The organism is Streptomyces sp. S4.7, from assembly GCF_010384365.1.
Lineage (GTDB): Bacteria > Actinomycetota > Actinomycetes > Streptomycetales > Streptomycetaceae > Streptomyces.
Genome location: NZ_CP048397.1, coordinates 4,792,837 through 4,817,349 on the forward strand (window position 1 = coordinate 4,792,837; position 24,513 = coordinate 4,817,349).

The following is a 24,513-nucleotide window of genomic DNA, read 5'->3' on the forward strand; positions in this document are numbered from 1 at the left end:
CCCCGCCCCGCGTGCGGATCGTCGGCGGTCGGCCGACGGGCGGGTGCCGGTGGGCGGCGGCGCGGCAGCCGCCGTCGCCGCGCCCGCGCCGCATCGCGTGACCTCCACGCCCAACCCCGGCCCGCGCGTACGCCGTCCGCTGCCCGCCGATGTGCTGGCCGGATACGGGTGGTCCGGGTGGGCCGCGTCGGACGAACGGCCCGGCGCGGAGATCCAGCACGACGCAGTGAAGCAAGGAGACCCGTCCATGACCGTCCTCGCCGTGATCCCCGCCCGTGGTGGATCCAAGGGCGTCCCCGCCAAGAACCTCGCCCAGGTCGGCGGTGTGCCCCTCGTCGTACGGGCCGTCCGCGCCTGCCGGGCCGCCCGCCTGGTGACCGACGTCGTCGTCTCCACGGACGACGCGGCCATCGCCGACGCCGCCCGCGCCGCCGGGGCCGAGGTCGTCCTGCGCCCGGCCGCCATCGCCGGAGACACCGCGACCAGCGAGGCCGCCGTCCTGCACGCGATGGACGCGTACGGCGCGATGCGCGGCGCGGCCCACCGCACCGATGTGGTCCTGCTCGTGCAGTGCACCAGCCCCTTCATCACCGCGGGCGACCTCGACGGCGTCGTGTCCGCCGTCACCGGGGGCGGCGCCGACAGCGCGCTGACCGTCGCCCCGACCCACGGCTTCATCTGGCGCTCCGAGAGCGACGGCTTGGGCGTCAACCACGACAAGTCGAACCGGCCCCGCAGGCAGGACCGCCCCCAGGAGTTCCTGGAGACCGGCGCCGCCTACGCGATGCGCGCCGAAGGCTTCCGCGAGGCCGGACACCGCTTCTTCGGCCGCACCGAACTCGTCTCCACCGACCCCGAGCGGGTGCTGGAGATCGACGACCCGCACGACCTGGAGCGCGCCCGCGCCCTCGCCCCGCTCCTGGACACCCCCGGGCTCCCCGGCCGCGCCGACATCGACGCGGTCGTCCTCGACTTCGACGGCACCCAGACCGACGACCGGGTGCTCGTCGACTCGGAGGGCCGCGAGACCGTCGCCGTACACCGCGGTGACGGCCTCGGCATCGCCGCCCTCCGCCGCGCCGGCCTGGAACTGCTCATCCTCTCCACCGAGCAGAACCCGGTCGTCGCCGCACGCGCCCGCAAGCTGCGCGTGCCGGTGCTCCACGGCATCGACCGCAAGGACCTCGCACTGAAGCAGTGGTGCGACGAGCACGGAGTCACACCCGACCGGGTGCTGTACGTCGGCAACGACGTCAACGACCTCCCGTGCTTCGCGCTCGCCGGCTGGCCGGTGGCCGTCGCGAGCGCTCACGACGCCGTACGCGCGGCGGCGCGTGCCGTCACGACAACCCCCGGCGGCGCCGGCGCGATCCGAGAGATCGCCACCTGGCTCCTCGGTCCCGGTCTGGACGTCAACACCCCCGCGAACCCCCGCCGTCCCATCACCGTCATCTCGACCAGCTAAGGACCCCCCAATGAGCACCAACTCCCGTCTGCGTACCCTCGGCACCCGCTCCGCGGGCCCCGGCCGCCCCGTCTACGTGACCGGTGAGATCGGGATCAACCACAACGGCGACATCGACAACGCGCTCGCGCTGATCGACGCCGCCGCCGACGCCGGCTGCGACGCCGTCAAGTTCCAGAAGCGCACCCCCGAGATCTGCACCCCGCGCGACCAGTGGGACATCGAGCGCGACACCCCCTGGGGCCGGATGACGTACATCGACTACCGCCACCGCGTCGAGTTCGGCGAGGACGAGTACCGCACCATCGACGAGCACTGCAAGAAGCGCGGCATCGACTGGTTCGCCTCCCCGTGGGACACCGAGGCCGTCGCCTTCCTGGAGAAGTTCGACGTGCCCGCCCACAAGGTGGCCTCCGCGTCCCTCACCGACGACGAGCTGCTGCGCGCCCTGCGCGCCACCGGCCGCACGATCATCCTCTCCACCGGCATGTCGACGCCGAAGCAGATCCGGCACGCGGTCGAGGTCCTCGGCAGCGAGAACATCCTTCTCTGCCACGCCACTTCGACGTACCCGGCCAAGGCCGAGGAGCTGAACCTGCGGGTCATCAACACCCTCCAGGCCGAGTTCCCGAACGTGCCGATCGGCTACAGCGGCCACGAGACCGGTCTCCAGACCACCCTCGCCGCCGTCGCCCTCGGCGCCGCCTTCGTCGAGCGCCACATCACGCTCGACCGCGCCATGTGGGGCTCCGACCAGGCCGCCTCCGTCGAGCCGCAGGGCCTCACCCGCCTCGTGCGCGACATCCGCACCATCGAGGCGTCCCTCGGTGACGGCGTCAAGAAGGTCTACGAGTCGGAGCTCGGCCCGATGAAGAAGCTCCGCCGGGTCGCCGGTGTCGTCGCCGAGGCCGCGGACGGCGCACAGCCCGTGGCGGTCTGACAGCCATGAGCCGTCCCTCCGGGGTGCGCACCCCGTCCCCTCGCGCCATCGCATTCGTGGAGAGCCCGGTCCAACTCCTGAACGTGCTGGAGTGGGCGCGGGCGAGCGCGACCGGTGAGGAGCTCACCGTGGTCGTCCTGTCGCCGACCGACCCCATGTCGCGCGGCCAGCTCCGGCGGATGGCCGAGCTGGCCCGCGACGCGGGCTTCACCGTGCGCTGGCAGGAGGCCCGCGGCGGCGCGAGCGCGCCGCTGCGGACGATACGGGAGCTCGCTCCGCTGCTGCGCAGGGCGGAGCGGATCGTCATCGGGGACCCGTTCTCCCGCTACGTACAGCTCCTGCTGACGCTCGTCAGCAGCAAGGAGCTGACCGTGGTGGACGACGGGACGGCGACGATGGAGTTCATCGCGCAGCTCGTCCACGGCGAGCCGCTGGTGCGCTGGCACCGGCGCGGCGGCAGGCGCGGGCCGCGCGAGATGGTCCTCGCGCCGGTCTCCGCCGTCGCGCGGCGCCGGCTCACACCGTCGCGCACCCGCAGCGTCGAGGTGTTCACCTCGATGCCCGTGGAGGCGCCGCCGGGCATCACGGTCACGGCCAACACCTTCGAGTGGACCAAGGCCACCTTCGGGCCGCCCCGGATCACCAAGGGCGCCGACATGGTCGGCACCTCGCTCGTGGAGACCGGCGTGGTCGACCTGGAGCGGTACGTGACGGCGGTCGGCTCGCTCGCCCGCGGCCACGGCGCGACCCGGTACTTCGCCCACCGCAGGGAGAGCGTGGAGAAGCTGCACCGGCTCGCCACCGAGACCGGTCTGGAGATCGTCCGGCCCGATCTGCCGCTGGAGCTGATCGCACGGCGCGGCCCCATCGGGTCGACCGTGCTGAGCTTCCCCTCGACGGTCGTGCACACGCTGCCGCTCGCGCTCGCCGGTACAGGTGTGCGGGTGGCGGTGTGGGACATCGCGCCGGAGTGGCTGAAGGACAACGCCTCACCGCGTGCCCACGGCTTCCTTTCCGGTGTCACGGGCACGGCCAGGGACGTAACCAGGCTGCCGAGGCTGCCCGCCTCCGCGTGAGGTGGCGGGCAGCCGCAGCCCGCGGGACGCGCACAGGGATCGCACGGCCGGTCGTCACTGTCCGTCACCAGTTCGCAACGGAAATGCGAGCTTACCCACCCCGAGAAGCGGCTATTCGCTCACGGTCCGGTTTTCTTAGGCCTTTCGGGCTGAAGTTTTGTTGATCGTCGGGCAGGCGCCCCCCCGGGGGGCCTACCCTTCAACAGGTGAACCAGTTGATGTCCCGCGAGTCCGAAGCCGACCTCTCAGGTGAGTCCGGCGCGGCGGCGCTGCCCGGCAAGCTGTCCGAAACGCTGCGTACCGAGCTGATCGCCTTCCGCAGAGACATGCACATGCACCCGGAGCTCGGCAACCAGGAGTTCCGTACCACCGCCGCGCTCAAGCACCGCCTTGAGCAGGCCGGACTCGTTCCGCGGGTACTCAACACCGGCACCGGACTCTTCTGCGACATCGGCACCCGCGACGGCGCCACCGCCGCCTCCGGCGTGCGCCCCATGCTCGCGCTGCGCGCGGACATCGACGCGCTCCCCATCCCGGACACCAAGGCCGGGGTGTCCTACCGCTCCACCGTGCCCGACCGCGCGCACGCCTGCGGTCACGACGTCCACACCACCGCCGTCCTCGGCGCCGGTCTGGTCCTCGCCGCGCTCGACCGCGAGGGCCTGCTGCCCCACCCCGTGCGGCTGATCTTCCAGCCCGCCGAGGAGGTGCTGCCCGGCGGCGCGCTCGACGCCATCGAGTCCGGCGTCCTGGAGGGCGTCGGCCGGATCATCGCGGTGCACTGCGACCCGCGCGTGGACGTCGGCACGATCGGTCTGCGCACCGGCCCGATCACCTCGGCCTGCGACCGGCTGGAAGTCACCCTCGACGGCCCCGGCGGTCACACCGCCCGCCCGCATCTGACCACCGACCTGGTCACCGCCGCCGCGAAGGTCGCCACCGAGGTGCCCGCGCTGCTGGTCCGCCGCGTCGACGCCCGGTCCGGGCTCGCGCTCACCTGGGGCCGTATCGCCGCCGGCCACGCCTGCAACGTCATCCCGCAGCACGCCGAACTGTCCGGCACCGTCCGCTGCCTGGACCTGAAGTCCTGGCGTGAGGCGCCGGACCTGGTGCACGCGGCGATCGACGAGATCTCCGCGCTCTACCACGCCAAGTCGCAGATCAACTATGTGCGCGGGGTCCCGCCGGTCGTCAACGACCTGATGATGGCGGAGCTGCTGCGTGACGCCCAGACCGCGCGCCGCGGCGTGCAGTCGATCGAGGACACCGAGCAGAGTCTCGGCGGCGAGGACTTCTCCTGGTACCTGGAGCAGGTCCCCGGCGCGATGGCGCGGCTCGGCGTACGGACTCCGGGAGACTCCGCCCGGCACGATCTCCACCGGGGCGATTTCGACGCGGACGAACGGGCGATTCAGGTCGGGGTGGAGCTTTTCACCGCCGCCGCGCTCATCGACGGCGACCGTTCGTAACCGGCCGTGCCCCTTCCCGTAATCGGACGTCGCACATCCTGTTCGCGACGATCCGATAACGGCTTCCGTACAGGGCTTTATCTGACATCTACGCGCGTTACGATCGCGGCGAAACCAGCGCCGGAAGAGGCGCTTAGGTCGCTTTGAAGGAGCCTCCCTTGCGCCGGATCACCAGGATCGCAACCGTGGGCGTCGCGTCCGCGGCGCTCGCGCTGACCGCCACCGCGTGTGGCAACACCTCCTCCTCGGACGCCGCGTCCGACTCCAAGGAGAAAAGCGTCGCCATCGCGTACGACATCGGCGGCCGCGGTGACCAGTCCTTCAACGACGCCGCGTACGCGGGTCTCGCGAAGGCCGAGAAGGACCTCAAGGTCAAGGGCAACGACGCCGAGCCGTCCGACGGCGAGTCCGACGCCGACAAGGTCCAGCGCCTGACCGAGCTGGCCCGCTCCGGCAACAACCCGGTGATCGGCGTCGGCTTCGCCTACGCCCCGGCCATCAAGAAGGTCGCCCCGAAGTTCCCGAAGACGACCTTCGGCATAATCGACGACTCGTCGGTGACCGGCAAGAACATCGCCAACATGGTCTTCAACGAGGAGCAGGGCTCCTACCTCGCCGGTGTCGCGGCGGCCAAGGCCACCAAGTCCAAGACCGTCGGCTTCATCGGCGGTGTCGAGACCCCGCTGATCAAGAAGTTCGAGGCCGGCTACGCGCAGGGCGTCAAGGACACCGACCCCTCGGTGAAGGTGCTCTCCCAGTACCTGACCCAGCCCCCGAACTTCGACGGCTTCTCCAAGCCCGACCTCGGCAAGGCCGCGGCGCAGGGCCAGCTCGACAAGAAGGCCGACGTGATCTATGCGGCGGCCGGTCTGGCCGGCTCCGGCTCGATCGAGGCCGTCTCGGCCGCGGGCAAGTGGAACATCGGCGTCGACTCCGACCAGTACAAGCAGGCCGGTCTCGCCCAGTACAAGGACAGCATCCTGACCTCGGTCACCAAGGACATCGCCGACGCGGTGTTCAACCTGATCAAGTCGGTCGAGGACGGCGAGCCGCAGAACGGTGAGATCCGCTACGGCCTCGACAAGGACGGCGTCGGCCTCACCGACTCCAACCCGGCCTACGTCAAGCTGACCGACGTGACCGCCGCGGTGGACAAGGCCAAGCAGGAGATCGTCGACGGCAAGATCACCGTCAAGACGGCTCCGTAACCAGTGTTGTGCACGGGGCCCGGAGCGACGGCGACATCCGCCGCGTTCCGGGCCCCGGTCGCGACGGCGGTACCCGTTTCTCCCCAAGATCTACGCTCACGATTCGGCAGCGCTACGCGTGTAGACGCCCCTCCGGCGCGATAGCTTCACCCCCGCCCTGCCCTCCGCCCCGCCCCAGCTCCTGTCCGGCCAAGGAGAGTGCGTCATCAACGCGTCCAGCAGCCCCCCCGCCGTAGAACTGCACGGCATCACCAAGCGGTTCCCCGGCGTCGTGGCCAACCACGACATCGCCATCACCATCGGCAAGGGCACCGTCCACGCCCTCGTCGGTGAGAACGGCGCCGGCAAGTCGACCCTGATGAAGATCCTGTACGGCATGCAGAAGCCGGACGAGGGAACCATCACCGTCGACGGCACGCAGGTCACCTTCAACAGCCCCGCCGACGCCATCGCGCGCGGCATCGGCATGGTGCACCAGCACTTCATGCTGGCCGACAACCTCACCGTCCTGGAGAACGTCGTCCTCGGGGCCGAGAAGCTGCACGGCATCGGCCAGGGGGCGCGGCGGAAGATCAACGAGATCTCCCAGGCGTACGGCCTCGGGGTCCGCCCCGACGCCCTCGTCGAAGACCTCGGCGTCGCCGACCGCCAGCGCGTGGAGATCCTCAAGGTCCTCTACCGGGGCGCCCGCATCCTCATCCTCGACGAGCCCACCGCGGTCCTCGTCCCGCAGGAGGTCGACGCGCTCTTCGACAACCTGCGCGAACTCAAGGCCGAGGGCCTCACCGTCATCTTCATCTCGCACAAGCTGGGCGAGGTGCTGTCCGTCGCCGACGACATCACCGTCATCCGGCGCGGTACGACCGTGGGCACGGCCGACCCCGCCAACACCAGCACCAAGCAGCTCGCCGAGCTGATGGTCGGCAGCGAACTCCCCTCGCCCGAGACCCGCGAGTCCACCGTCACCGACGTCCCCGTGCTCAAGGTCGTGGACCTGCGGCTCACGGCCACCGACTCCGACGGCGTCGTACGCGAGGTGCTCTCGGACATCGGCTTCACCATCCACCGCGGCGAGGTCCTGGGCATCGCGGGCGTCGAGGGCAACGGCCAGACCGAGCTGATCGAGACGCTGATGGGGCTGCGTGACCCGGACGGCGGAGTCATCACCCTCGACACCGCCGACATCTCGCACGCGCCGACCCGCAAGCGCCGCGAGGGCGGCATCGGCTACATCCCCGAGGACCGGCACCGGCACGGACTGCTGCTGGAGGCGCCTCTGTGGGAGAACCGCATCCTCGGCCATGTGACCGAACGCCCCAACAGCCGGGGCGGACTCCTCGACCCCAAGGCGGCGCGCACCGACACCAAGCGCATCGTGGTCGAGTACGACGTCCGCACCCCCGGGATCGACGTCACGGCCGCCTCCCTGTCCGGCGGCAATCAGCAGAAGCTGATCGTCGGCCGCGAGATGAGCCACAGTCCGAAGCTGCTGATCGCCGCCCACCCGACGCGCGGCGTCGACGTCGGCGCCCAGGCCCAGATCTGGGACCAGATCAAGGCCGCCCGCCGCGACGGGCTCGCGGTGCTGCTGATCTCCGCCGACCTGGACGAGCTGATCGGGCTCTCCGACACCCTGCGCGTGATGTACCGCGGCAGGCTCGTCGCCGACGCGGACCCCGCGACCATCACCCCGGAGGAGCTGGGCACCGCCATGACCGGCGCCGCCACCGGCCACCTAGAGGCAGCCCCGGAGGACGAGGCCCGATGAAGAAGTTCGACAAGGACCGGCTGATCCTGGGCCTGGCCGGCCCGGTGCTCGCGCTGGTCGTCGCCATCGCCCTCACCACGGTGGTGCTGCTCGTCTCGGGCACCAACCCGTGGGAGCCGTACCGCATCATGTTCGAGTCGGCGAGCTACGTCGACGTACAGGTCCTGATCGTCAACCAGGCCGGTACGTACTACCTCGCCGCGCTCGCCGTCGCCGTCGGCTTCCGGATGAACCTCTTCAACATCGGGGTCGACGGCCAGTACCGCCTCGCCGCGATGATGGCGGCGCTCGTCGGTGCCAGCGTGAACCTGCCCGGCCCGCTCCAGATCGCGCTCGTCGTCATCACGGCGATGCTCGTCGGCGCCTTCTGGTCAGGCATCGCGGGCATCCTCAAGACCACGCGCGGGGTGAGCGAGGTCGTCTCCACGATCATGCTCAACTCGATCGCGACCAGCCTCGTCGCCTGGCTGATCCTGCCGAAGAACTTCGGTGAGCAGCCCGTCGGCTCCAACAACCTGACGACCGGTGAGATCCCGGAGTCCGGCTGGTTCCCCGGACTGTCCATGGGCGCCGAGGCCGGCGAGATCTACGGCTTCACCTTCGTCGCCGCGCTCTGCGGTGTCATCTACTGGTTCGTCCTCGGCCGCACCCGCTTCGGCTTCGACCTGCGCGCCACCGGCGCCAGCGAGAGCGCCGCGCAGGCCTCCGGCGTCGACGCCAAGAAGATGATCCTCACGTCGATGCTGATCTCCGGCGGGATCGCCGGTCTGGTCGGCATGCCGACACTGCTGGGCGACACCCACACCTACAGCCTCGACTTCCCCACCGGGATCGGCTTCACCGGCATCACGATCGCGCTGCTGGGCCGCAACCACCCGCTCGGCATCGCCTTCAGCGCGCTGCTGATCGCGTTCCTCGACAAGTCGTCCGCCTCTCTCGACCAGTTCGGGTACGAGAAGGAGATCGCGACGATCATGCAGGGCCTGATCGTGATCTCGGTCGTGGTCAGCTATGAACTGGTCCGCCGCTACGGGCTCCGCCGCCAGCAGCAGAAGGTCGGCGAGGAGCTCGCGGCGGGCGCCGCGATCCGCACCGAGGCCGACTCCGGACCAGGCACCGGGCCGGGCTCCGATTCCCTTTCCAAGAACGACAAGGGGGCTGCCCTGTGAGTACCAGCACCGTTACCGCAGCGAGTGCGGCTCCCAAGAAGGGCGGCGGGCGGCGCAAGCTCACCCTGCCCGTCATTCTGCTGATCATCTCCGGCGGACTCGCGCTGATCTCCCTGGTCCGGCTGATCAGCGGCGCCGAGGACATCACCTCCGTGGGACAGGTGGCCGGCGCGCTCGAACTCGCCGTACCCATCGGCCTCGCCGGACTCGGCGGCCTGTGGGCCGAACGCGCGGGCGTCATCAACATCGGACTCGAAGGAATGATGGTCCTCGGCACCTGGTTCGGTGCCTGGGCCGGCTTCCAGTGGGGCCCCTGGGTCGGTGTCCTGTTCGGCATACTCGGCGGGGCGCTCGGCGGTCTGCTGCACGCGGTCGTCACCGTCACCTTCGGCGTGAACCACATCGTCTCCGGTGTGGCCATCAACATCCTCGCCGTCGGCGTGACCCGCTACCTCTCCAACTTCACCTTCGCCCACGAGGAGGGCGGCTCCTCCAAGCAGTCCCCCCGCATCGACTCGATCACCGAGATCACCATTCCAGGACTCGCCGACGGGCTGGCCGATCTCCAACAGAAACACTGGTTCCTGATCTCCGACATCGCCGGCGTGCTCGGCGGTCTGGTGACGGGCCTGTCCCTGCTGACGATCGTCGCCCTGCTGCTGATCCCCGCCACCTGGTGGATCCTGTGGCGTACGTCCTTCGGGCTGCGCCTGCGCTCCTGCGGTGAGAACCCGATCGCGGCCGAGACGCTCGGCGTCAACGTCTACAAGTACAAGTACATCGCCGTCACCGTCTCCGGCGGCCTCGCCGGACTCGGCGGCGCGTTCCTCGCCATCGTCGCGACCGGCATCTACCAGGAGAACCAGACCGGCGGGCGCGGCTACATCGGTCTCGCCGCGATGATCTTCGGCAACTGGATGCCGGGCGGCATGGCGCTGGGCGCCGGACTGTTCGGCTTCACCGACAGCCTCAAGCTGCGCGGCGGCGCCGAGAACGTGCACGCCATGCTCCTGCTGCTGGCGATCCTGCTGGTGCTCGTCGTGGGCTGGCAGCTCTACAAGCGCAGGTACGTCTCCGCGGTGATCTCGGCGGTCGTCTCCGCGCTGCTGTTCACCTGGTACGCCCTGGTGGACCAGGTCCCGAGCCAGTTCGTCGACGCCGCGCCGTACGTGACGACCCTGCTCGTCCTCGCCCTGTCCGCACAACGGCTGCGGATGCCCAAGGCCAACGGCATGGCGTATCGCAGAGGCCAGGGCACATGACCGGCGCCGACGCCGCCACCGGCGGCGTGGACTGGGAGGCCCTGCGCGCGGCGGCCCGGGACGCCATGTCCCGTGCCTACGCGCCGTATTCGGGCTACCCGGTCGGCGCCGCCGCCCTGGCGGACGACGGCAGGACGGTCACCGGCTGCAACGTCGAGAACGCCTCGTACGGCCTCGGCCTGTGCGCCGAGTGCGGGCTCGTCTCCGCGTTCCACGCGACGGGCGGCGGCCGGCTCACGCACTTCACCTGCGTGGACGGCGCGGGCGCGCTCCTGGTGCCGTGCGGCCGGTGCCGCCAGCTGCTGTACGAGTTCGGCGGCCCCGGCCTGCTGCTGGACACCCCGGAGGGGGTCCTCCCGCTCTCCGAGATGCTGCCCCAGGCCTTCGGCCCGCAGCACCTCTCCTAGAAATCGAGGCACACCATGGACGTCATCTCCGTCATCCGTACCAAGCGGGACCGCGGTGAGCTGAGCCCCGAGCAGATCGACTGGGTCATCGACGCCTACACGCGCGGTGACGTCGCCGACGAGCAGATGTCGGCCCTCGCCATGGCGATCCTGCTCAACGGAATGAACCGCACGGAGATCGCCCGCTGGACCGCCGCCATGATCGCCTCCGGCGAACGCATGGACTTCTCGTCGCTGTCCCGCCCCACGGCCGACAAGCACTCCACGGGCGGCGTCGGCGACAAGATCACGCTGCCGCTCGCGCCGCTGGTCGCCGCCTGCGGCGCGGCCGTCCCGCAGCTCAGCGGACGCGGCCTCGGCCACACCGGCGGCACCCTCGACAAGCTGGAGTCCATCCCCGGCTGGCGCGCCCGGATCTCCAACGCCGAGATGCTGGCCGTGCTGGACTCCGCCGGCGCCGTGATCTGCGCCGCCGGTGACGGACTGGCCCCGGCCGACAAGAAGCTGTACGCGCTCCGCGACGTCACCGGCACCGTCGAGGCGATCCCGCTCATCGCCTCCTCGATCATGTCCAAGAAGATCGCCGAGGGCACCGGCTCACTGGTCCTGGACGTCAAGGTCGGCTCCGGCGCCTTCATGAAGACCGTCGAGGACGCCCGCGAACTGGCCTCGACCATGGTCGGCCTCGGCACCGACCACGGCGTACGCACCGTGGCCCTGCTCACCGACATGGCCACCCCGCTCGGGCTCACCGCGGGCAACGCCCTGGAGGTGCGCGAGTCGGCCGAGGTCCTCGCGGGCGGCGGCCCGGCCGACGTCGTGGAGCTGACGCTCGCCCTGGCCCGCGAGATGCTGGACGCCGCCGGTCTGCCGGACACCGACCCGGCCAAGGCCCTGTCCGACGGCTCGGCCATGGACGTCTGGCGCCGCATGATCGTGGCCCAGGGCGGCGACCCGGACGCGGCGCTGCCCGTGGCACGTGAGCGTCAGGTGGTCACCGCCCCGTCCTCCGGGGTGCTGACCCGGCTGGACGCGTACGACATCGGCGTCGCCGCCTGGCGCCTCGGCGCGGGCCGCGCCCGCAAGGAGGACGTCGTGCAGGCGGGCGCGGGCGTGGAGCTGCACGCCAAGCCGGGGGACACCGTGACGGCGGGGCAGCCGCTGCTCACCCTGCACACCGACACCCCCGAGAAGTTCGACTACGCCCTCGCGTCGCTGACGTCCGCGTACGACATCGCCCCGGCCGGGACCGCGTTCACCCCTGCACCGATCGTCCTCGACCGGATCGCCTGACGGGCCCGCCCGCCGGGCGGCCCTCGCGCACCGTGTCCGGTGCACTGCGATGAGTTCCGGCACCCGTGCCGGTCTCAATGGATGTGGAAGCCACCAAGACGATCCTCCTCGCACTGCGCGGACCGATCACCGCCGCCGATGTCCCCCAGCTCTGCGACCAGCTCGCCGCACGGCTGAGGGACAGCGACGCCACCGACGCGGTCTGCGACGTCGGCGCGCTCGGCAGGCCGACCGCCGTCACCCTCAACGCCCTGGCCAGACTTCAGCTCGTCGCCCGCAGGCGCGGGTGCCGGATCCGGCTGACCGGCGCGGGGCCCGAACTGCTGATGCTGCTGGAGCTCGTCGGCCTGACGGATGTCTTGCGGGCCGGCGGGCCCGGCGGCGGCCCGGTCGAAACGGGTCCCGACCCTCCGCCGGTCAGATCGGCGTGAGGCTCTGCTCGGCCCAGATCGTCTTGCCCGTGTACGTCTGACGGGTGCCCCAACCCTGCGTGAGCTGCGCGACCAGGAGCAGCCCGCGCCCGCCTTCGTCGGAGACCCGGGCGCGGCGCAGATGGGGCGCGGTGCTGCTGCCGTCGGCGACCTCGATGATCAGGTTGCGGTCGCGGATCAGCCGCAGGCGGATGGGGGCGTCGCCGTAACGGATCGCGTTGGTGACCAGCTCGCTGACCACCAGCTCGGTGATGAACACGGCGTCGTCCAGTCCCCACTCGCCCAGTTGCCGGCAGGCGTCCTTACGGACCTTGGCGACGGCGGCGGCCTCGTGCGGCACGTCCCAGGTGGCGACATGGGCCGCGTCCATGGCACGGGTACGGGCCATCAGCAGCGCCACGTCGTCGGCCGGGCGGTCCGGGTCGGGGAGTAGCGTCCGGAGCACGGTGTCGCACCTCTCCTCCAGGGATTCGGCGGGACGTGCCAGCACCTCGCGCAGCGTGTTGGCACCTTCCTCGGGGTCACGGTCGCGGGCCTCGACGAGACCGTTGGTGTAGAGCGTCAGGACGCTGCCCACGGGCAGCTCCAGCTGCGTGGTCTCGAAGGGCAGGCCACCGACTCCCAGGGGCGGGCCCACGGGTATGTCGATGAACTCCACCCCGCCCTCCGGGGTCATCAGGGCCGGTACCGGATGCCCGGCACGGGCCAGGGTGCAGAGCCGGGTGACCGGGTCGTAGACCACGTACAGCATGGTGGCGCCGATGTCGCCGGAGGGGACCTCCGCGCTGTCGGCCTCGGCGGAGAGCCGGATGACGAGATCGTCCAGATGGGTCAGCAGTTCGTCCGGCGGGAGGTCGACGTCGGCGAGGGTACGGACGGCGGTGCGCAGGCGCCCCATGGCCGCCGACGCCTGGATGCCGTGGCCGACCACGTCGCCGACGACCAGGGCGACGCGGGCGCCGGAGAGCGGGATCACGTCGAACCAGTCGCCGCCGACGCCCGCCCGCGCGCTGGCGGGCAGATACCGGGTGGCGATCTCCACCGCGGCCTGCTGCGGCGGCCGTCCCGGCAGGAAACTGCTCTGGAGAGTGAGGGAGGTGCGGCGCTCACGGCCGTAGCGGCGGGCGTTGTCGATGCACACCGCGGCCCGCGCGGTGATCTCCTCGGCCAGCAGCAGATCGTCCTGTTCGAAGGGCTCCGGGCGACGGTGGCGGGAGAAGGTGACGGCGCCGAGGGTGATGCCCCTGGCGCGCATCGGCACGGCGAGCACCGAATGGAAGCCGTACTTCCGCACCCTCTCGGCCCGATCCGGGGCGTTTTTCTCCCATACGGCCAACTTGGCCGGGGTGACCTCCCGGATCAGTGGCCGCCCCGGGGACAGGCACTCGGCGGCCGGCGAGCCCCTCGGGTAGGCGGCCACCGCCCCCTGCGCGACCACGGCCTCGGGGCAGCCCTCCAGGACGGACCGGCAGGCGACCCGGCGCAGTCTGACGGGGCTGCTCAGCGGACCGGCGCGGAGGTCCTCGCCGTCCTCGATGGAGGGAACCAGGTCGACGGTGACGAAGTCGGCGAGCCGCGGGACGGCCACCTCGGCCAGCTCCTGCGCGGTGCGGTCGAGGTCCAGGGTGGTGCCGATACGGACGCTGGCCTCGTTGATCAGGACCAGACGGTTCCGGGCCCGGTGCTCCTCGGTCATGTCCCGGCCGGAGGCGAGTACGCCCCGCACGCTGCCGCCGGGGTCCAGAACCGGCGCGAGGGAGATCGTCCAGGTGCTCCGGCCCCGGCGATCCGCCAGTTTGAGGAGTGCCTGCACCTGGTCCGGCTCGCCGGTCTCCAGCACCCGGCGCATGTGCCGCTCCGTCCGGACGGCCTGCGGGTCGGCCACGATCTCCGAGACACGCAGGCCACGCATCGCCTCCTCGGACAGACCGACCGCCCGCTCCATGTCCGAGTTCGCGAGCCGCAGCCGCAGGTTGGCGTCGTACAGCGAGGCCGTGGCCGGGGACCCGGCGAACGCCCACTTCACCAGCTCGACGTCCTTCGAGGGCGACGAGTCCGGGGCGAGGGCGGAGAACAGGAACCACCCGCCCTCGGCGTCGTCGCTGTCCTGGGTCCGGCGGTGGGCCAGCAGACGCACCGTGAGGCTGTGACCGTCCTGGTGGAGGAGCGTCACCGACCCGTCCCACCTGCGCAGTGACGCGGCGAACGGCGGCGACTCGGCGGACGGCTCCCCGGCGAGCAACTCGCGTGCCTGCCGCCCGACGATCTCCTCGGAGGTATAGCCGAGCAGCCGCCGAGCGCTCTCGTTCCACCCTGTGACAGTGCCGCGCGGGTCCACCGTGACTCTGGCGGTACCCGCTGCCGCGGCGGCGTCCTCCGGCCACGGCACCCGGTTCTTACTGGCGGTTCCGATTGGCGTCATCGTGCCCTTCCCACCGACACCCCGATACATCCACCATGGGCCGGGCCCCGCCCAGGAGCAAACGCAGCCCCGGACGCCTGTCTAGGCCGGGCTCCCGTCCTTCTCCAGGCGCGCCGGGAGATCGAACAGCGGGAACCACCGCTCGGTGTCCAGGAACGATGTGATCCCCCTGACCTTGCCCTCCTCGATCTCGATGACCATCAGCGCCCACGGTGTGAACCCTTCGCCGTCCCGCGCCGGGTGGTAGTGCGCGAACGCGGGCGTGCCGTTGGCGACCGTCGGCACCAGCCGGGAGCCGCGGCAGACCTCGCCGACACCGAGCATCCAGCCCACGATGTCGTCGTGCCCGCGCAGCCACAGGTCGTACGGGGGCATGGAGAGCGTCGCGTCCTCATGGAGGAGCGCGGTCAGCGCCTTCATGTCATAACCCTCGAACGCGGCCACGTAACGCTCCAGGAGCGCCTTCTGCTCCTCGTCGAGCGGGTCCGAGGCGTCCGTCGAGGCCGGCCGCGACTCGGCGATCGTCGCGCGGGCCCGCTGGAGCGCGCTGTTCACCGAGGCGACCGTCGTCTCCAGCAGCTCGGCGACCTCACTGGCCTTCCACGCCAGCACCTCGCGCAGGATCAGCACGGCACGCTGCTTCGGCGGCAGATGCTGGAGGGCGGCCACGAAGGCGAGCCGGATCGTCTCCCGCTCGACCGCCGTCTCCGCCGGGTCGACCACCGACGGCAGGACCCGGCCGTCGGGGACCGGCTCCAGCCAGGTGACCTCGGGTCGTGAGTTCAGTTTCGCCTGGGACACGGGGGTCGCCTCGTTCAGATCCATGGGCCTGGCACGCCGATTGCCCGCGTTGAGCATGTCGAGGCAGACGTTCGTCGCGATGCGGTAGAGCCACGAGCGCAGCGACGACCGGCCCTCGAACTTGTCGAAGCTCCGCCAGGCGCGGACCATCGTGTCCTGCACGGCGTCCTCGGCCTCGAAGGCCGAGCCGAGCATCCGGTAGCAGTATCCGGTCAGCTCCGTCCGGTGCTTCTCCAGCCGGGAGTCGAGATCCTGCGTCGTAGCCGTATCACTCATCGATGGTCACCCCAGTAGCCCCCTTCGAACCCAGTCCTTCGGAAGCTACCGCAGCCCACTGACAATCGGTGCGCCACGGCGAGAACTGCCTGGTCCGCCCAGGGGTGTGGGTCGCGGGCCGCCCCGTTCGGGGTGACCGGCACCGGTTCTACCGTCCGGCCGCCGCCAGGGCCCGCTCCTCCACGCGTGCGGCGTGCGTCCCGTACAGCGTCACCGATACCACCCCGAGCACCGCGAGCAGTCCGAGCCCGACCGTCGCACCCCAGCCGCCGGTGTGGAACGCCACGGCGCCCAGCGTGCCTCCGACGCTGCTGCCCACGTAGTACGCGCTCTGGTAGAGCGCCGACGCCTGTGCGCGGCCCGTCTTCGCCGTACGGCTCACCGCCGACGAGGCGACGGCGTGGCCCGCGAAGAAGCCCGCCGTGATCAGGACCAGACCGAGCAGTACGGCGGCGAGCGAGTCGGTCAGCGACAGCAGCAGACCCGCCGCCGTCGTCCCGACCGCCAGGTACAGCGCGCCGCGCCGCCCCAGCCGCTCCACCAGCTTCCCGGCCGCGGCCGAGGAGAGCGTGCCGACCAGATAGACCAGGAAGATCGAACCGATCACGCCCTGCGGCAGGTTGAACGGGGCCTCCACGAGCCGGTATCCGATCGCCGTGTAGACCGCGCCGAAGACCGTCATGAAGAGCGCGCCGATCGCGTACAGCCTGCGCAGCAGCGGATCCGCCAGATGACGGCCCACGGTCCGCGCCAGCGCACGCGGGTCGAGCGTTCCGGGCGTGAAGTGGCGCGCCTTGGGGAGCAGTACGCGGAAGGCCACCGCGCACACCAGCGCGATCAGCCCGACCGCCGCGAGCCCGGCCCGCCAGCCCCACAGCTGACTGACCCAGCCGGCCACGATACGGCCGCTCATACCGCCGATGCTGTTGCCCGCGACGAACAGCCCGATCGCCCCGACCAGCGCCCTGGGCCGTACCTCCTCCGCGAGATACGCCATCGCGGAGGCGGGCAGCCCGGCCAGCGCCGCGCCCTGGACCGCGCGCAGCGCGATCAGCCACTCCAGATTCGGCGCGAACGGCACGAGCAGCCCGACGACCACCGCGACCGTCAGAGAGACCGTCATCAGCGTGCGCCGCCCGAAGCGCTCGGACAGCGCGCTCAGCGGCAGGACGAACAGCGCGAGCGCGCCCGTGGCCGCCGACACCGTCCAACTGGCCTGCCCGGCCGTCACGCCGAAGTCGGCGGAGACGGCGGGCAGCAGCGCCTGCGTGGAGTAGAGCAGCGCGAAGGCCGCGACCCCGGCGGCGAAGAGACCGAGGCTCATGCGCCGGTAGCCGGGCCGGCCGGGGGAGAGGGATTCGTCGGCCGGGGAGGCCGGGGGCGCGGAGGCGAGGGCACCCGTGGTGACGGGCGCCTCTGTACTGACGTAGGGCATACGACGAACGTACGGACACCCATCTCATGCGTCCAATGCATGGAATCGTCATAATCGTTCCCATGGTGCATCAACGCAGGCCCGGGCCCCGGCTGTCATCAAGCAGTTACGCACAAGACATCGCCCCGTCGATCCCGGCCGCCGCCGCACCGTCGGCCGCGGCGTCGAACGCGCCGCCCACCCGTCTCGACCCCGAGTCCTGGTCCGCGCTGCTGGCCCCCCGACTGGCCCAGTTCGCGGGCGTCGCGCGCCACGAACACGTCACCCGTGCCGCACAGGACATGAACGTCCCGCAGTCCACGCTCTCGCGCGCGATGGTCCGCCTCGAACAGGACCTGGGTGTCGCGCTGTTCGCCCGCAAGGGCCGTACCGTCTCGCTCACCCCCGCCGGCCGCGCCTTCCTCACCTCCGTGGAAGGCGCGCTCGCCGAGGTGGAGAGGGCGGCCGAGGCGGTACGGGCCGACGCCGACCCCGCGTCCGGCAAGGTCGCCTTCGGCTTCCTGCACACGATGGGTTCGGAGACCGTGCCCGAACTGATCCGCGCCTTCCGCGCCGACCATCCGCGCATCCGCTTCCAACTCGTCCAGAACTACGGCGAGGCGATGCTCGAACGCCTGCGCGCGGGCGACCTGGACCTCTGCCTCACCTCGCCGGTCCCCGAGGCCCCCGACCTGGTCGCCCGCCGCCTGGACGAACAGCGGCTGCGCCTCGTGGTCCCCGACGACCACCGGCTGGCCGGCCGCCGACGCATCCGTCTCGCCGAGGCGGCCGACGAGACGTTCGTGACCCTCGAACCGGGCTACGGGCTGCGCCGGATCACCGACGATCTCTGCGAGGTGGCCGGGTTCCGGCCACGAATCGCCTTCGAGGGCGAGGAGGCCGAGACCCTGCGCGGCCTGGTCGCGGCCGGCCTCGGGGTCGCCCTGCTGCCGCCCCCGGCGGTGGCCCGCCCCGGCGTCGTGGAACTGACGGTCACCGCGCCCCGCGCCGTGCGCGAGGTCGGCGTCGCCTGGCTCGACGGCCACCCCGACACCCCGCCGGTGGCGGCCTTCAAACGCTTCCTGCTCTCCCGCCGGGGCCATCTGCTGCCCGGCTGACCCCGGTCGACGCCCCTGGGGCCGGTCTTCACACTGGCGTCGTCCGCCCGCGGGGCGGGGCTCACGGCGTCCGGTGCGTGCGATCGCAAGACGGAGGACCGCTCTCGTACTGGGCGTTCTCGAAGACAGGACCTAAGGCCGCAACGACCGCCCGAAGCCCGCCGCGAGCGGCATCCGCAGGCCCAGCGGCGGCGGCGCGGCCAGCGCGTCGGCCACGGGCCGTGAGTACGTGCGCGAGAGCAGTGCCCCCAGGACGAAGTCCCGGGCCAGCGCCAGGACTTCACTGTGGTGCTGGCGCAGCGCGTGGCCGTCAGAGTGGACCTCGAAGCGGCAGGTGTGCCGGTTCGCCCTCCGGGCGCGCTCCGCGAGCCGGAGCGACAACTCGGGGTCGCTGCGCTCGTCGTTGGTGCCGTGCACGATCAGCACCTGCCTGCCCGCGAGCTGGGTCACCGGCTCCGGCTCCGCACCCGCCGCCTCGTCCGGCAGCCAGGGCGCCATCGCCAGCACCGAGCTGACGGCCGGATGCCCGGCGGCCCGCAGCGCGGCCCGCCCGCCCATACCGTGCCCGGCCAGACAGACCGGTACGTCGCCGTAGCGCCGTACGACCTCCGCCGCCGCCCACCCCGCGTCCGCCGAGAGCTGCGCGTCGGCGCCGTTCCAGCCGCGCGAGCGGTAGCGGACCATGTGCACCAGCAGCCCCTCGGCGGCGCCCGCGCGGGCCAGTGTCCGCGCCAGCGGCAGCATCGACGCGTAGGCGACGGTGGAGGGCCCGCGGGCGGAGACCGGCTCGCCCGGCGGCAGTACGAGAACGACCCCTCCCACCTCCGGCGGCGAGGTCGGAGCGGAGACCGCCCGCCCCAGCCGCGCCTGTGCCTCACCACGACGTCCGCGCACCCCAGCGCCGCGGCCCGGCGCGCGCCCGCCCGGGCCGGGAACTGCCTGCTGTCCCATAGCAGAACAGTCTCAGAAGGTGAGGTGTACGCCACCCGTACGCACGGTCACTGTTACGTATCGGCGAGAGGCGATCTACGCGCGTAGGCTATAAGGTGCGCAGATGACGAGCCAGACCTACCGACCTCCTACGGCCGACCAGATCCGCCGCGCCCCCAAGGTGCTCCTCCACGACCATCTCGACGGGGGCCTGCGCCCCGGCACGATCGTCGAACTCGCCCGTGCGACGGGCTACGAGGGACTTCCCGAGACCGAGCCCGACAAGCTCGGCCTCTGGTTCCGCGAGGCGGCCGACTCGGGCTCGCTGGAACGGTATCTGGAGACCTTCGCGCACACCTGCGCCGTCATGCAGACCCGCGACGCGCTGTTCCGGGTCGCCGCGGAGTGCGCCGAGGACCTGGCGCTGGACGGTGTCGTCTACGCGGAGGTGCGGTACGCCCCCGAGCAGCACCTGGAGGGCGGCCTCAGCCTCGAAGAGGTCGTGGAGGCCGTCAACGAGGGCTTCGAGGAGGGTGAGCGCCGTGCCCGTCAGGCGGGCCGCCGGATCCGTGTCGGCGCCCTGCTGACCGCGATGCGGCACGCGGCCCGCGCCCTGGAGATCGCCGAACTCGCCAACCGCTACCGGGACTCGGGCGTCGTCGGCTTCGACATCGCCGGCGCGGAGGCGGGCTTCCCGCCCACCCGTCACCTCGACGCGTTCGAGTTCCTGAAGCGCGAGAACAACCACTTCACCATCCACGCGGGCGAGGCGTTCGGCCTCCCGTCGATCTGGCAGGCCCTCCAGTGGTGCGGCGCCGACCGGCTCGGCCACGGCGTGCGCATCATCGACGACATCGAGGTCGCCGACGACGGCTCGGTGACACTGGGCCGCCTCGCCTCCTACGTACGCGACAAGCGCATCCCGCTGGAACTCTGCCCGAGCTCCAACCTCCAGACGGGCGCCGCCGCCTCGATCGCGGAACACCCCATCGGGCTGCTGCGCAAACTGCATTTCCGGGCGACCGTGAACACGGACAACCGGCTCATGAGCGGTACGAGCATGAGCCGTGAATTCGAGCTGCTGACCGAGGCGTTCGACTACACGCTCGACGACATGCAGTGGTTCTCGGTCAATGCGATGAAATCAGCATTCATTCCTTTCGATGAACGACTGGCCATGATCAACGACGTGATCAAGCCCGGATACGCCGAGTTGAAATCCGAATGGCTGTTCAAGCAGACCGCCACGACCAGCGAGTCTCAGGGCTGAGTAGGACGATCACTGCTCCGGGGAAGCGGGCCGGGACACACCCTCCGGCTCGCTTCCGGGTGTTTGCGGGCGATACGCGGCGATGACTAACTTGCAGGGCCGCTCGAATTCCCCATTCCCCAAGGGACGTAACTCCTCATGAAGCAGACCGCCGCCAAGACCCTCGGCGTCGCCGCCCTCGGTGCCGCCTTCGCCGCCGCCGCAGCAGGCAGCGCGTCCGCCGCGCCCACCGCTCCGGACGCCGGCGGCGCTCTCGACAGCGTCACCAAGAACCTGCCGACCGAAGGTCTGACCAAGGGCCTTCCCAACGGGACCTCCGAGGGCCTGACCGCCGCGCAGGACGCGGTCGGCAGCGGCGTCGGCACGGTCCGGCAGGTCGCCCCCACGGCGCTGTCCGCCGTCACGACCGCCAACCCCCTCACGGGCCTGCTGGGCGGTCTCCCGGTCGGCACGCTGCCGGTGGGCTGACCCGCTGCCCGCCGTCGATCACCGGGCCGGCCACGTGTTGTGCCATCGACCGCCGGGCGGGCTCATCGAGCCCGCCCGGCGGTCGAGTCGCCTACCAAGCCGTCTCCGCCGCGCGCTTCTCGCTCGGCAGGAACACCCACAGCGCGAGGTAGAGCAGGAACTGCGGGCCGGGCAGCAGGCACGAGGCCAGGAAGATCACACGCATCGTGTTCGCGGAGGTGCCGAAGCGTCGTGCCAGCGCCGCGCACACTCCACCGATCATGCGTCCCTGACTCGGGCGGGCAATCGCGGACATGATGGGCTCCTTCGCGAGTCCGTCGCGGGAGCCTCTCGTCGTGCTCCCGATGACTCAATGGTGGCCCGGAACGGCAGGACAAAGCGTCGCTCTACGGGGCGATGCCGACCCTGGTAATCGTCGGGGTCGCCCCCTGAGGCCCCTGAGGAGCCTTTTCCCGCAGGGCGCGCGGTGGCTCGGCACCCGTCCCGCGCGGTGCCGGCGACGGCGCCGTCCGCCGTCCCCGTCCGCGCCGACGCCGCAGCCGCGCCCGCCCCGCCGGGACGAACAGCAGATGCGCGACGCCCACCCCGGCCGTGTTGAGCAGCAGCGAGTCCACGTCGACTACCTGTCCGGGGATCCCGGTCTGGAGCAGTTCGATCCCCAGCGAGACGAACGCCCCGGCCGCCATCGTGCGGGCCAGCGAGGCCAGCGGGGAGACGGTCAGCTTGCCGCCCGCCATGGGGAGGAGAACCCCGAGGGGGGCCAGCAGCAGAAGCCCTTCGCCGATCCGGCGGACAGCCTGGAGCGGACCGAGGGCGAGATCGGCCTTGATACCCGCGAGCGGCTCGAAGTTCGCCGCCGTCATCCACACCACGTCCAGCGGGCGCAACGTCAGCCACGCGACGAGCAGCAGATGCACGAGGAGGAGGACGACCCCCGCCACGCGGAAACGGAAAGCGGCACTGCCGCCCGAACCTTGGCGCTGCACGAACCCCAAGACGCGGCCACCGCCGGGAACGGTTCCGGAGAGTTCCAAATGGAGGGCCACGTGAGACGGGGGTCACCCGGAAGGAGCCGGCCGGCCCCCCGCACCGGGCGCGTCCTGCCCCGCCGGGCCCGCCTCCTCAGGAAGCGGACGGCAGCGGACCCGTCGTGGGCAGAGCCGACTCGGGGCTCCGCTTGGTGTCGTCGTCGCACCGGTACCCGCGCGCGCCGTACGCCCCCGGCCCGCCCAGCACCACCGAACCGTCCGTCGCCGCGCCCTCGATGAGCGTGCACACGATCTGCGCCAGCGCGGCCGTCGGCAGGTCCTCCGGCTGGCGGTTCAGCCGCAGCGTCCCCAGAGGATCGCCCGCGCGCGCCCCGGCGACCGTCAGGGGCCCGCGTACGTACGACTCGAAGCCCGCGTCCCGCTCCGGGGAGGACGGCTCCTCCGCCAGCTCGTCCAGGAGCGCCTGCGCCACCTGTACGCGGTCGCCGAGCGCCTTCTCGGCCGGGATGGACGCCGCTCGCTCCACCGGCGCCAGCTCCGAGGCGCACACCAGATAGACCCTGACCGCCACCCCCGGCTGCGCCTGGGTGGTCAGATTCCCCTCCGACACCTCGCACGGCACCCGTGAGGGCGCGGCGCCCGCGTTCACCGGCACCGTCGTCGTCCTGATCCCGCAGCCCGTCGCGAGCCCCGCCAGCGCGAGCGTGCCCGCGAGTACGGCGAGGGACCGGCCGACCGGTGTTCCGGACCTCACTGCGCCCCGCCTCCCTCTCCGCGTCCGTGATCGTCGTCGAAGCCTTCCGGGAAACCCTCGGAGGGGTCCTCGGATATCTCGTGCGGCAGCCGCAGGACGAAGACCGCGCCCCCGTCGGGGGCGTTGGCCGCGGTGATGTCGCCTCCGTGGATGTGCGCGTTCTCCATCGCGATCGACAGGCCCAGACCGCTGCCCTCGGACCGCGGCCGTGACGCGCTCGCCTTGTAGAAGCGGTCGAAGACGTGCGGCAGCACGTCCTGGGGAATGCCCGGCCCGTTGTCCCGTACCTCGATGACCAGCTCCTGGCCGACCGTGCGCACCGACACCCGCACCGGCGAACCGCCGTGCTTGAGCGCGTTGCCGATCAGATTCGCCATAATCACGTCGAGCCGGCGCGGATCGAGGCGGGCCATCATTCCGCGCTCGGCGTCCAGCTCCACCGCGTCCAGCCAGGCCCGCGCGTCGATACAGGCGGTGACCTGGTCGGCGACGTCGACGTCGTCGAGGACGAGCCGGGCGGTGCCCGCGTCGAAGCGGGTCACCTCCATCAGGTTCTCCACCAGATCGTTGAGCCTGCGGGTCTCGCTCACAACCAGCGTCACGGCGGGCGCGATCATCGGGTCGAGGGTGTCCGCCTCGTCCTCCAGCACCTCGGTCACCGCCGTCAGCGCCGTCAGCGGGGTGCGCAGCTCGTGCGACATGTCGGCGACGAAGCGGCGGCTCGACTCCTCACGCGCGCTCATGTCGTCGATCTTCTTCTGGAGGGAGGCGGCGGCGTTGTTGAACGTCCTCGACAGATCGGCCAGTTCGTCCGTCCCCGACACCCGCAGCCGGGTGTCGAACTTGCCCTCGCCGAGCCGCCGCGCCGCGTCACCGAGCCGCTGCACCGGCTTCAGCACGGTCGTCGCCGCCGCCTGCGCGAGCAGCGCGGACCCGATGAGCGCCAGGCCCGTCGCGATGGCCAGCGACCACGCCAGCGCGTTGAGATCCTCCCGCTCCTGTTCCAGCGAGAGGAAGACATAACCGGTCGGCCCGCCACCGACGATGCGGGTGCCGCCCACCAGGTAGGGCGTTCCCCCGCGCTGTGTGCGCTGCCAGAAGACGTGGTACGGCGAGGAGTTGCCCGACGTGACCTTCTGCCGGTCGTTCACCGCGGTCCGCAGCGACTGGGGCACGTCGTCCAGCGTGAACGCGTCCTGGTCGGAGACCCCGGCCACCGGCTTGTCCTCGGCGCGCTCACCGATCAGCAGCACACTGAACCCCGAGCCGCCGTCGGCCATCTGCCGCGCCGTGTACTCCAGCTCGGGCTGGGTCGGCCGCAGCGGCAGCCGGGCGGCCTTGTCCCGCATCTCCTGCTTGAACTCCTTGAGTGCGGCCGTCTGCGTACGGGAGAGCACCGACTCGCGGTTGAGCCAGTACGCGATCCCCGACGCCGAGACGGCGGCGGTCAGCGCGACGGCGCCGAAGACGACGACCAGCCGCAGCCGCAGACTCGTCCAGCGCAGCCCGGCGAGAAACGCCCTCTTGCGCGTACGCCGCCGGGCCGCCGCGTCCGCGGCCTCCCCGTCGGCGCCGTCCGGTCC

General features: G+C 71.4%; 22 protein-coding genes. 14 read left to right on the plus strand and 8 right to left on the minus strand.

What is annotated here, in order from left to right; all coding sequences use genetic code 11:
• Nucleotides 1-247: 247 nt before the first annotated feature.
• The 11 genes from SSPS47_RS21535 to SSPS47_RS21585 all read left to right on the plus strand — a co-directional run bounded on the left by SSPS47_RS21535 (nt 248) and on the right by SSPS47_RS21585 (nt 12,488).
• Entirely contained in the window at nt 248-1,465 is a 1,218-nt protein-coding gene (locus SSPS47_RS21535) for an acylneuraminate cytidylyltransferase (protein WP_164254804.1), read from the plus strand.
• A gap of 10 nt (nt 1,466-1,475) precedes the next feature.
• Nucleotides 1,476-2,405, plus strand: a complete 930-nt coding sequence (locus tag SSPS47_RS21540) for an N-acetylneuraminate synthase family protein (protein WP_147874217.1) — start codon at nt 1,476-1,478, stop codon at nt 2,403-2,405.
• 5 nt (nt 2,406-2,410) lie between these two features.
• Nucleotides 2,411-3,481, plus strand: a complete 1,071-nt coding sequence (locus tag SSPS47_RS21545; RefSeq protein WP_164252495.1) for a hypothetical protein — start codon at nt 2,411-2,413, stop codon at nt 3,479-3,481.
• Nucleotides 3,482-3,699: 218 nt separating this feature from the next.
• A complete protein-coding gene (locus tag SSPS47_RS21550; protein ID WP_164254806.1) occupies nt 3,700-4,950 on the plus strand; it encodes an amidohydrolase in 1,251 nt (416 codons plus the stop codon).
• Between the two features lie 158 nt (nt 4,951-5,108).
• Nucleotides 5,109-6,158 (plus strand): BMP family ABC transporter substrate-binding protein, encoded by a 1,050-nt coding sequence (locus tag SSPS47_RS21555; RefSeq protein WP_164252496.1) that lies wholly within the window; start codon nt 5,109-5,111, stop codon nt 6,156-6,158.
• A 181-nt stretch (nt 6,159-6,339) separates the two neighbouring features.
• Nucleotides 6,340-7,926: an ABC transporter ATP-binding protein gene (locus SSPS47_RS21560; RefSeq protein ID WP_164254808.1), complete on the plus strand. Its 1,587-nt coding sequence runs from the start codon at nt 6,340-6,342 to the stop codon at nt 7,924-7,926.
• Complete coding sequence (locus SSPS47_RS21565; RefSeq protein WP_239065006.1) at nt 7,923-9,095, plus strand: ABC transporter permease; 1,173 nt, start codon at nt 7,923-7,925, stop codon at nt 9,093-9,095. The genes SSPS47_RS21560 and SSPS47_RS21565 overlap by 4 nt, the downstream gene beginning before the upstream one ends.
• Nucleotides 9,092-10,357, plus strand: coding sequence for an ABC transporter permease (locus SSPS47_RS21570; RefSeq protein ID WP_164252497.1), 1,266 nt, complete (start codon nt 9,092-9,094; stop codon nt 10,355-10,357). The genes SSPS47_RS21565 and SSPS47_RS21570 overlap by 4 nt, the downstream gene beginning before the upstream one ends.
• Nucleotides 10,354-10,764 (plus strand): cytidine deaminase, encoded by a 411-nt coding sequence (locus SSPS47_RS21575; RefSeq protein ID WP_147874212.1) that lies wholly within the window; start codon nt 10,354-10,356, stop codon nt 10,762-10,764. The genes SSPS47_RS21570 and SSPS47_RS21575 overlap by 4 nt, the downstream gene beginning before the upstream one ends.
• Nucleotides 10,765-10,779: 15 nt before the next feature.
• Nucleotides 10,780-12,057, plus strand: coding sequence for a thymidine phosphorylase (locus SSPS47_RS21580; RefSeq protein WP_164252498.1), 1,278 nt, complete (start codon nt 10,780-10,782; stop codon nt 12,055-12,057).
• 65 nt (nt 12,058-12,122) lie between these two features.
• On the plus strand, nt 12,123-12,488 hold the full coding sequence (locus tag SSPS47_RS21585; protein WP_239065007.1) for an STAS domain-containing protein: 366 nt from the start codon (nt 12,123-12,125) through the stop codon (nt 12,486-12,488).
• Here SSPS47_RS21585 and SSPS47_RS21590 read toward each other — a convergent pair.
• From SSPS47_RS21590 to SSPS47_RS21600, 3 genes are all read right to left on the minus strand, one after another.
• Nucleotides 12,475-14,910 carry a SpoIIE family protein phosphatase gene (locus tag SSPS47_RS21590; protein WP_164252499.1) on the minus strand — a complete coding sequence of 812 codons (2,436 nt, stop codon included), beginning with the start codon at nt 14,908-14,910 and terminating at the stop codon, nt 12,475-12,477. The genes SSPS47_RS21585 and SSPS47_RS21590 overlap by 14 nt on opposite strands.
• An 81-nt stretch (nt 14,911-14,991) precedes the next feature.
• Entirely contained in the window at nt 14,992-15,987 is a 996-nt protein-coding gene (locus tag SSPS47_RS21595; RefSeq protein ID WP_164252500.1) for a sigma-70 family RNA polymerase sigma factor, read from the minus strand.
• Between the two features lie 148 nt (nt 15,988-16,135).
• A complete protein-coding gene (locus tag SSPS47_RS21600; protein WP_164252501.1) occupies nt 16,136-17,422 on the minus strand; it encodes an MFS transporter in 1,287 nt (428 codons plus the stop codon).
• Nucleotides 17,423-17,484: 62 nt separating this feature from the next.
• Here SSPS47_RS21600 and SSPS47_RS21605 point away from each other — a divergent pair, with 62 nt between their 5' ends.
• Entirely contained in the window at nt 17,485-18,519 is a 1,035-nt protein-coding gene (locus SSPS47_RS21605) for a LysR family transcriptional regulator (protein ID WP_239065008.1), read from the plus strand.
• Between the two features lie 132 nt (nt 18,520-18,651).
• On the opposite strand, the gene SSPS47_RS21610 is transcribed toward SSPS47_RS21605, so the two are convergent.
• On the minus strand, nt 18,652-19,413 hold the full coding sequence (locus SSPS47_RS21610; RefSeq protein ID WP_239065009.1) for an alpha/beta hydrolase: 762 nt from the start codon (nt 19,411-19,413) through the stop codon (nt 18,652-18,654).
• Between the two features lie 160 nt (nt 19,414-19,573).
• Here SSPS47_RS21610 and SSPS47_RS21615 point away from each other — a divergent pair, with 160 nt between their 5' ends.
• On the plus strand, nt 19,574-20,719 hold the full coding sequence (locus SSPS47_RS21615; protein ID WP_147874207.1) for an adenosine deaminase: 1,146 nt from the start codon (nt 19,574-19,576) through the stop codon (nt 20,717-20,719).
• A 138-nt stretch (nt 20,720-20,857) separates the two neighbouring features.
• A complete protein-coding gene (locus SSPS47_RS21620; RefSeq protein WP_164252502.1) occupies nt 20,858-21,187 on the plus strand; it encodes an ATP-binding protein in 330 nt (109 codons plus the stop codon).
• A gap of 91 nt (nt 21,188-21,278) precedes the next feature.
• Here SSPS47_RS21620 and SSPS47_RS21625 read toward each other — a convergent pair whose 3' ends face one another.
• The 4 genes from SSPS47_RS21625 to SSPS47_RS21640 form a co-directional block, all read right to left on the minus strand.
• The gene (locus SSPS47_RS21625) at nt 21,279-21,482 is read right to left on the minus strand and encodes a PspC domain-containing protein (protein WP_147874205.1); all 204 of its coding nucleotides are present in this window, start codon (nt 21,480-21,482) and stop codon (nt 21,279-21,281) included.
• A 91-nt stretch (nt 21,483-21,573) separates the two neighbouring features.
• Nucleotides 21,574-22,128 carry a VanZ family protein gene (locus tag SSPS47_RS21630; RefSeq protein WP_164252503.1) on the minus strand — a complete coding sequence of 185 codons (555 nt, stop codon included), beginning with the start codon at nt 22,126-22,128 and terminating at the stop codon, nt 21,574-21,576.
• A gap of 181 nt (nt 22,129-22,309) precedes the next feature.
• On the minus strand, nt 22,310-22,930 hold the full coding sequence (locus SSPS47_RS21635; protein ID WP_164252504.1) for a hypothetical protein: 621 nt from the start codon (nt 22,928-22,930) through the stop codon (nt 22,310-22,312).
• Nucleotides 22,927-24,435, minus strand: coding sequence for a HAMP domain-containing sensor histidine kinase (locus tag SSPS47_RS21640; RefSeq protein ID WP_239065313.1), 1,509 nt, complete (start codon nt 24,433-24,435; stop codon nt 22,927-22,929). Before SSPS47_RS21640 ends, SSPS47_RS21635 begins: the two co-directional genes overlap by 4 nt.
• Nucleotides 24,436-24,513 lie beyond the last annotated feature (78 nt).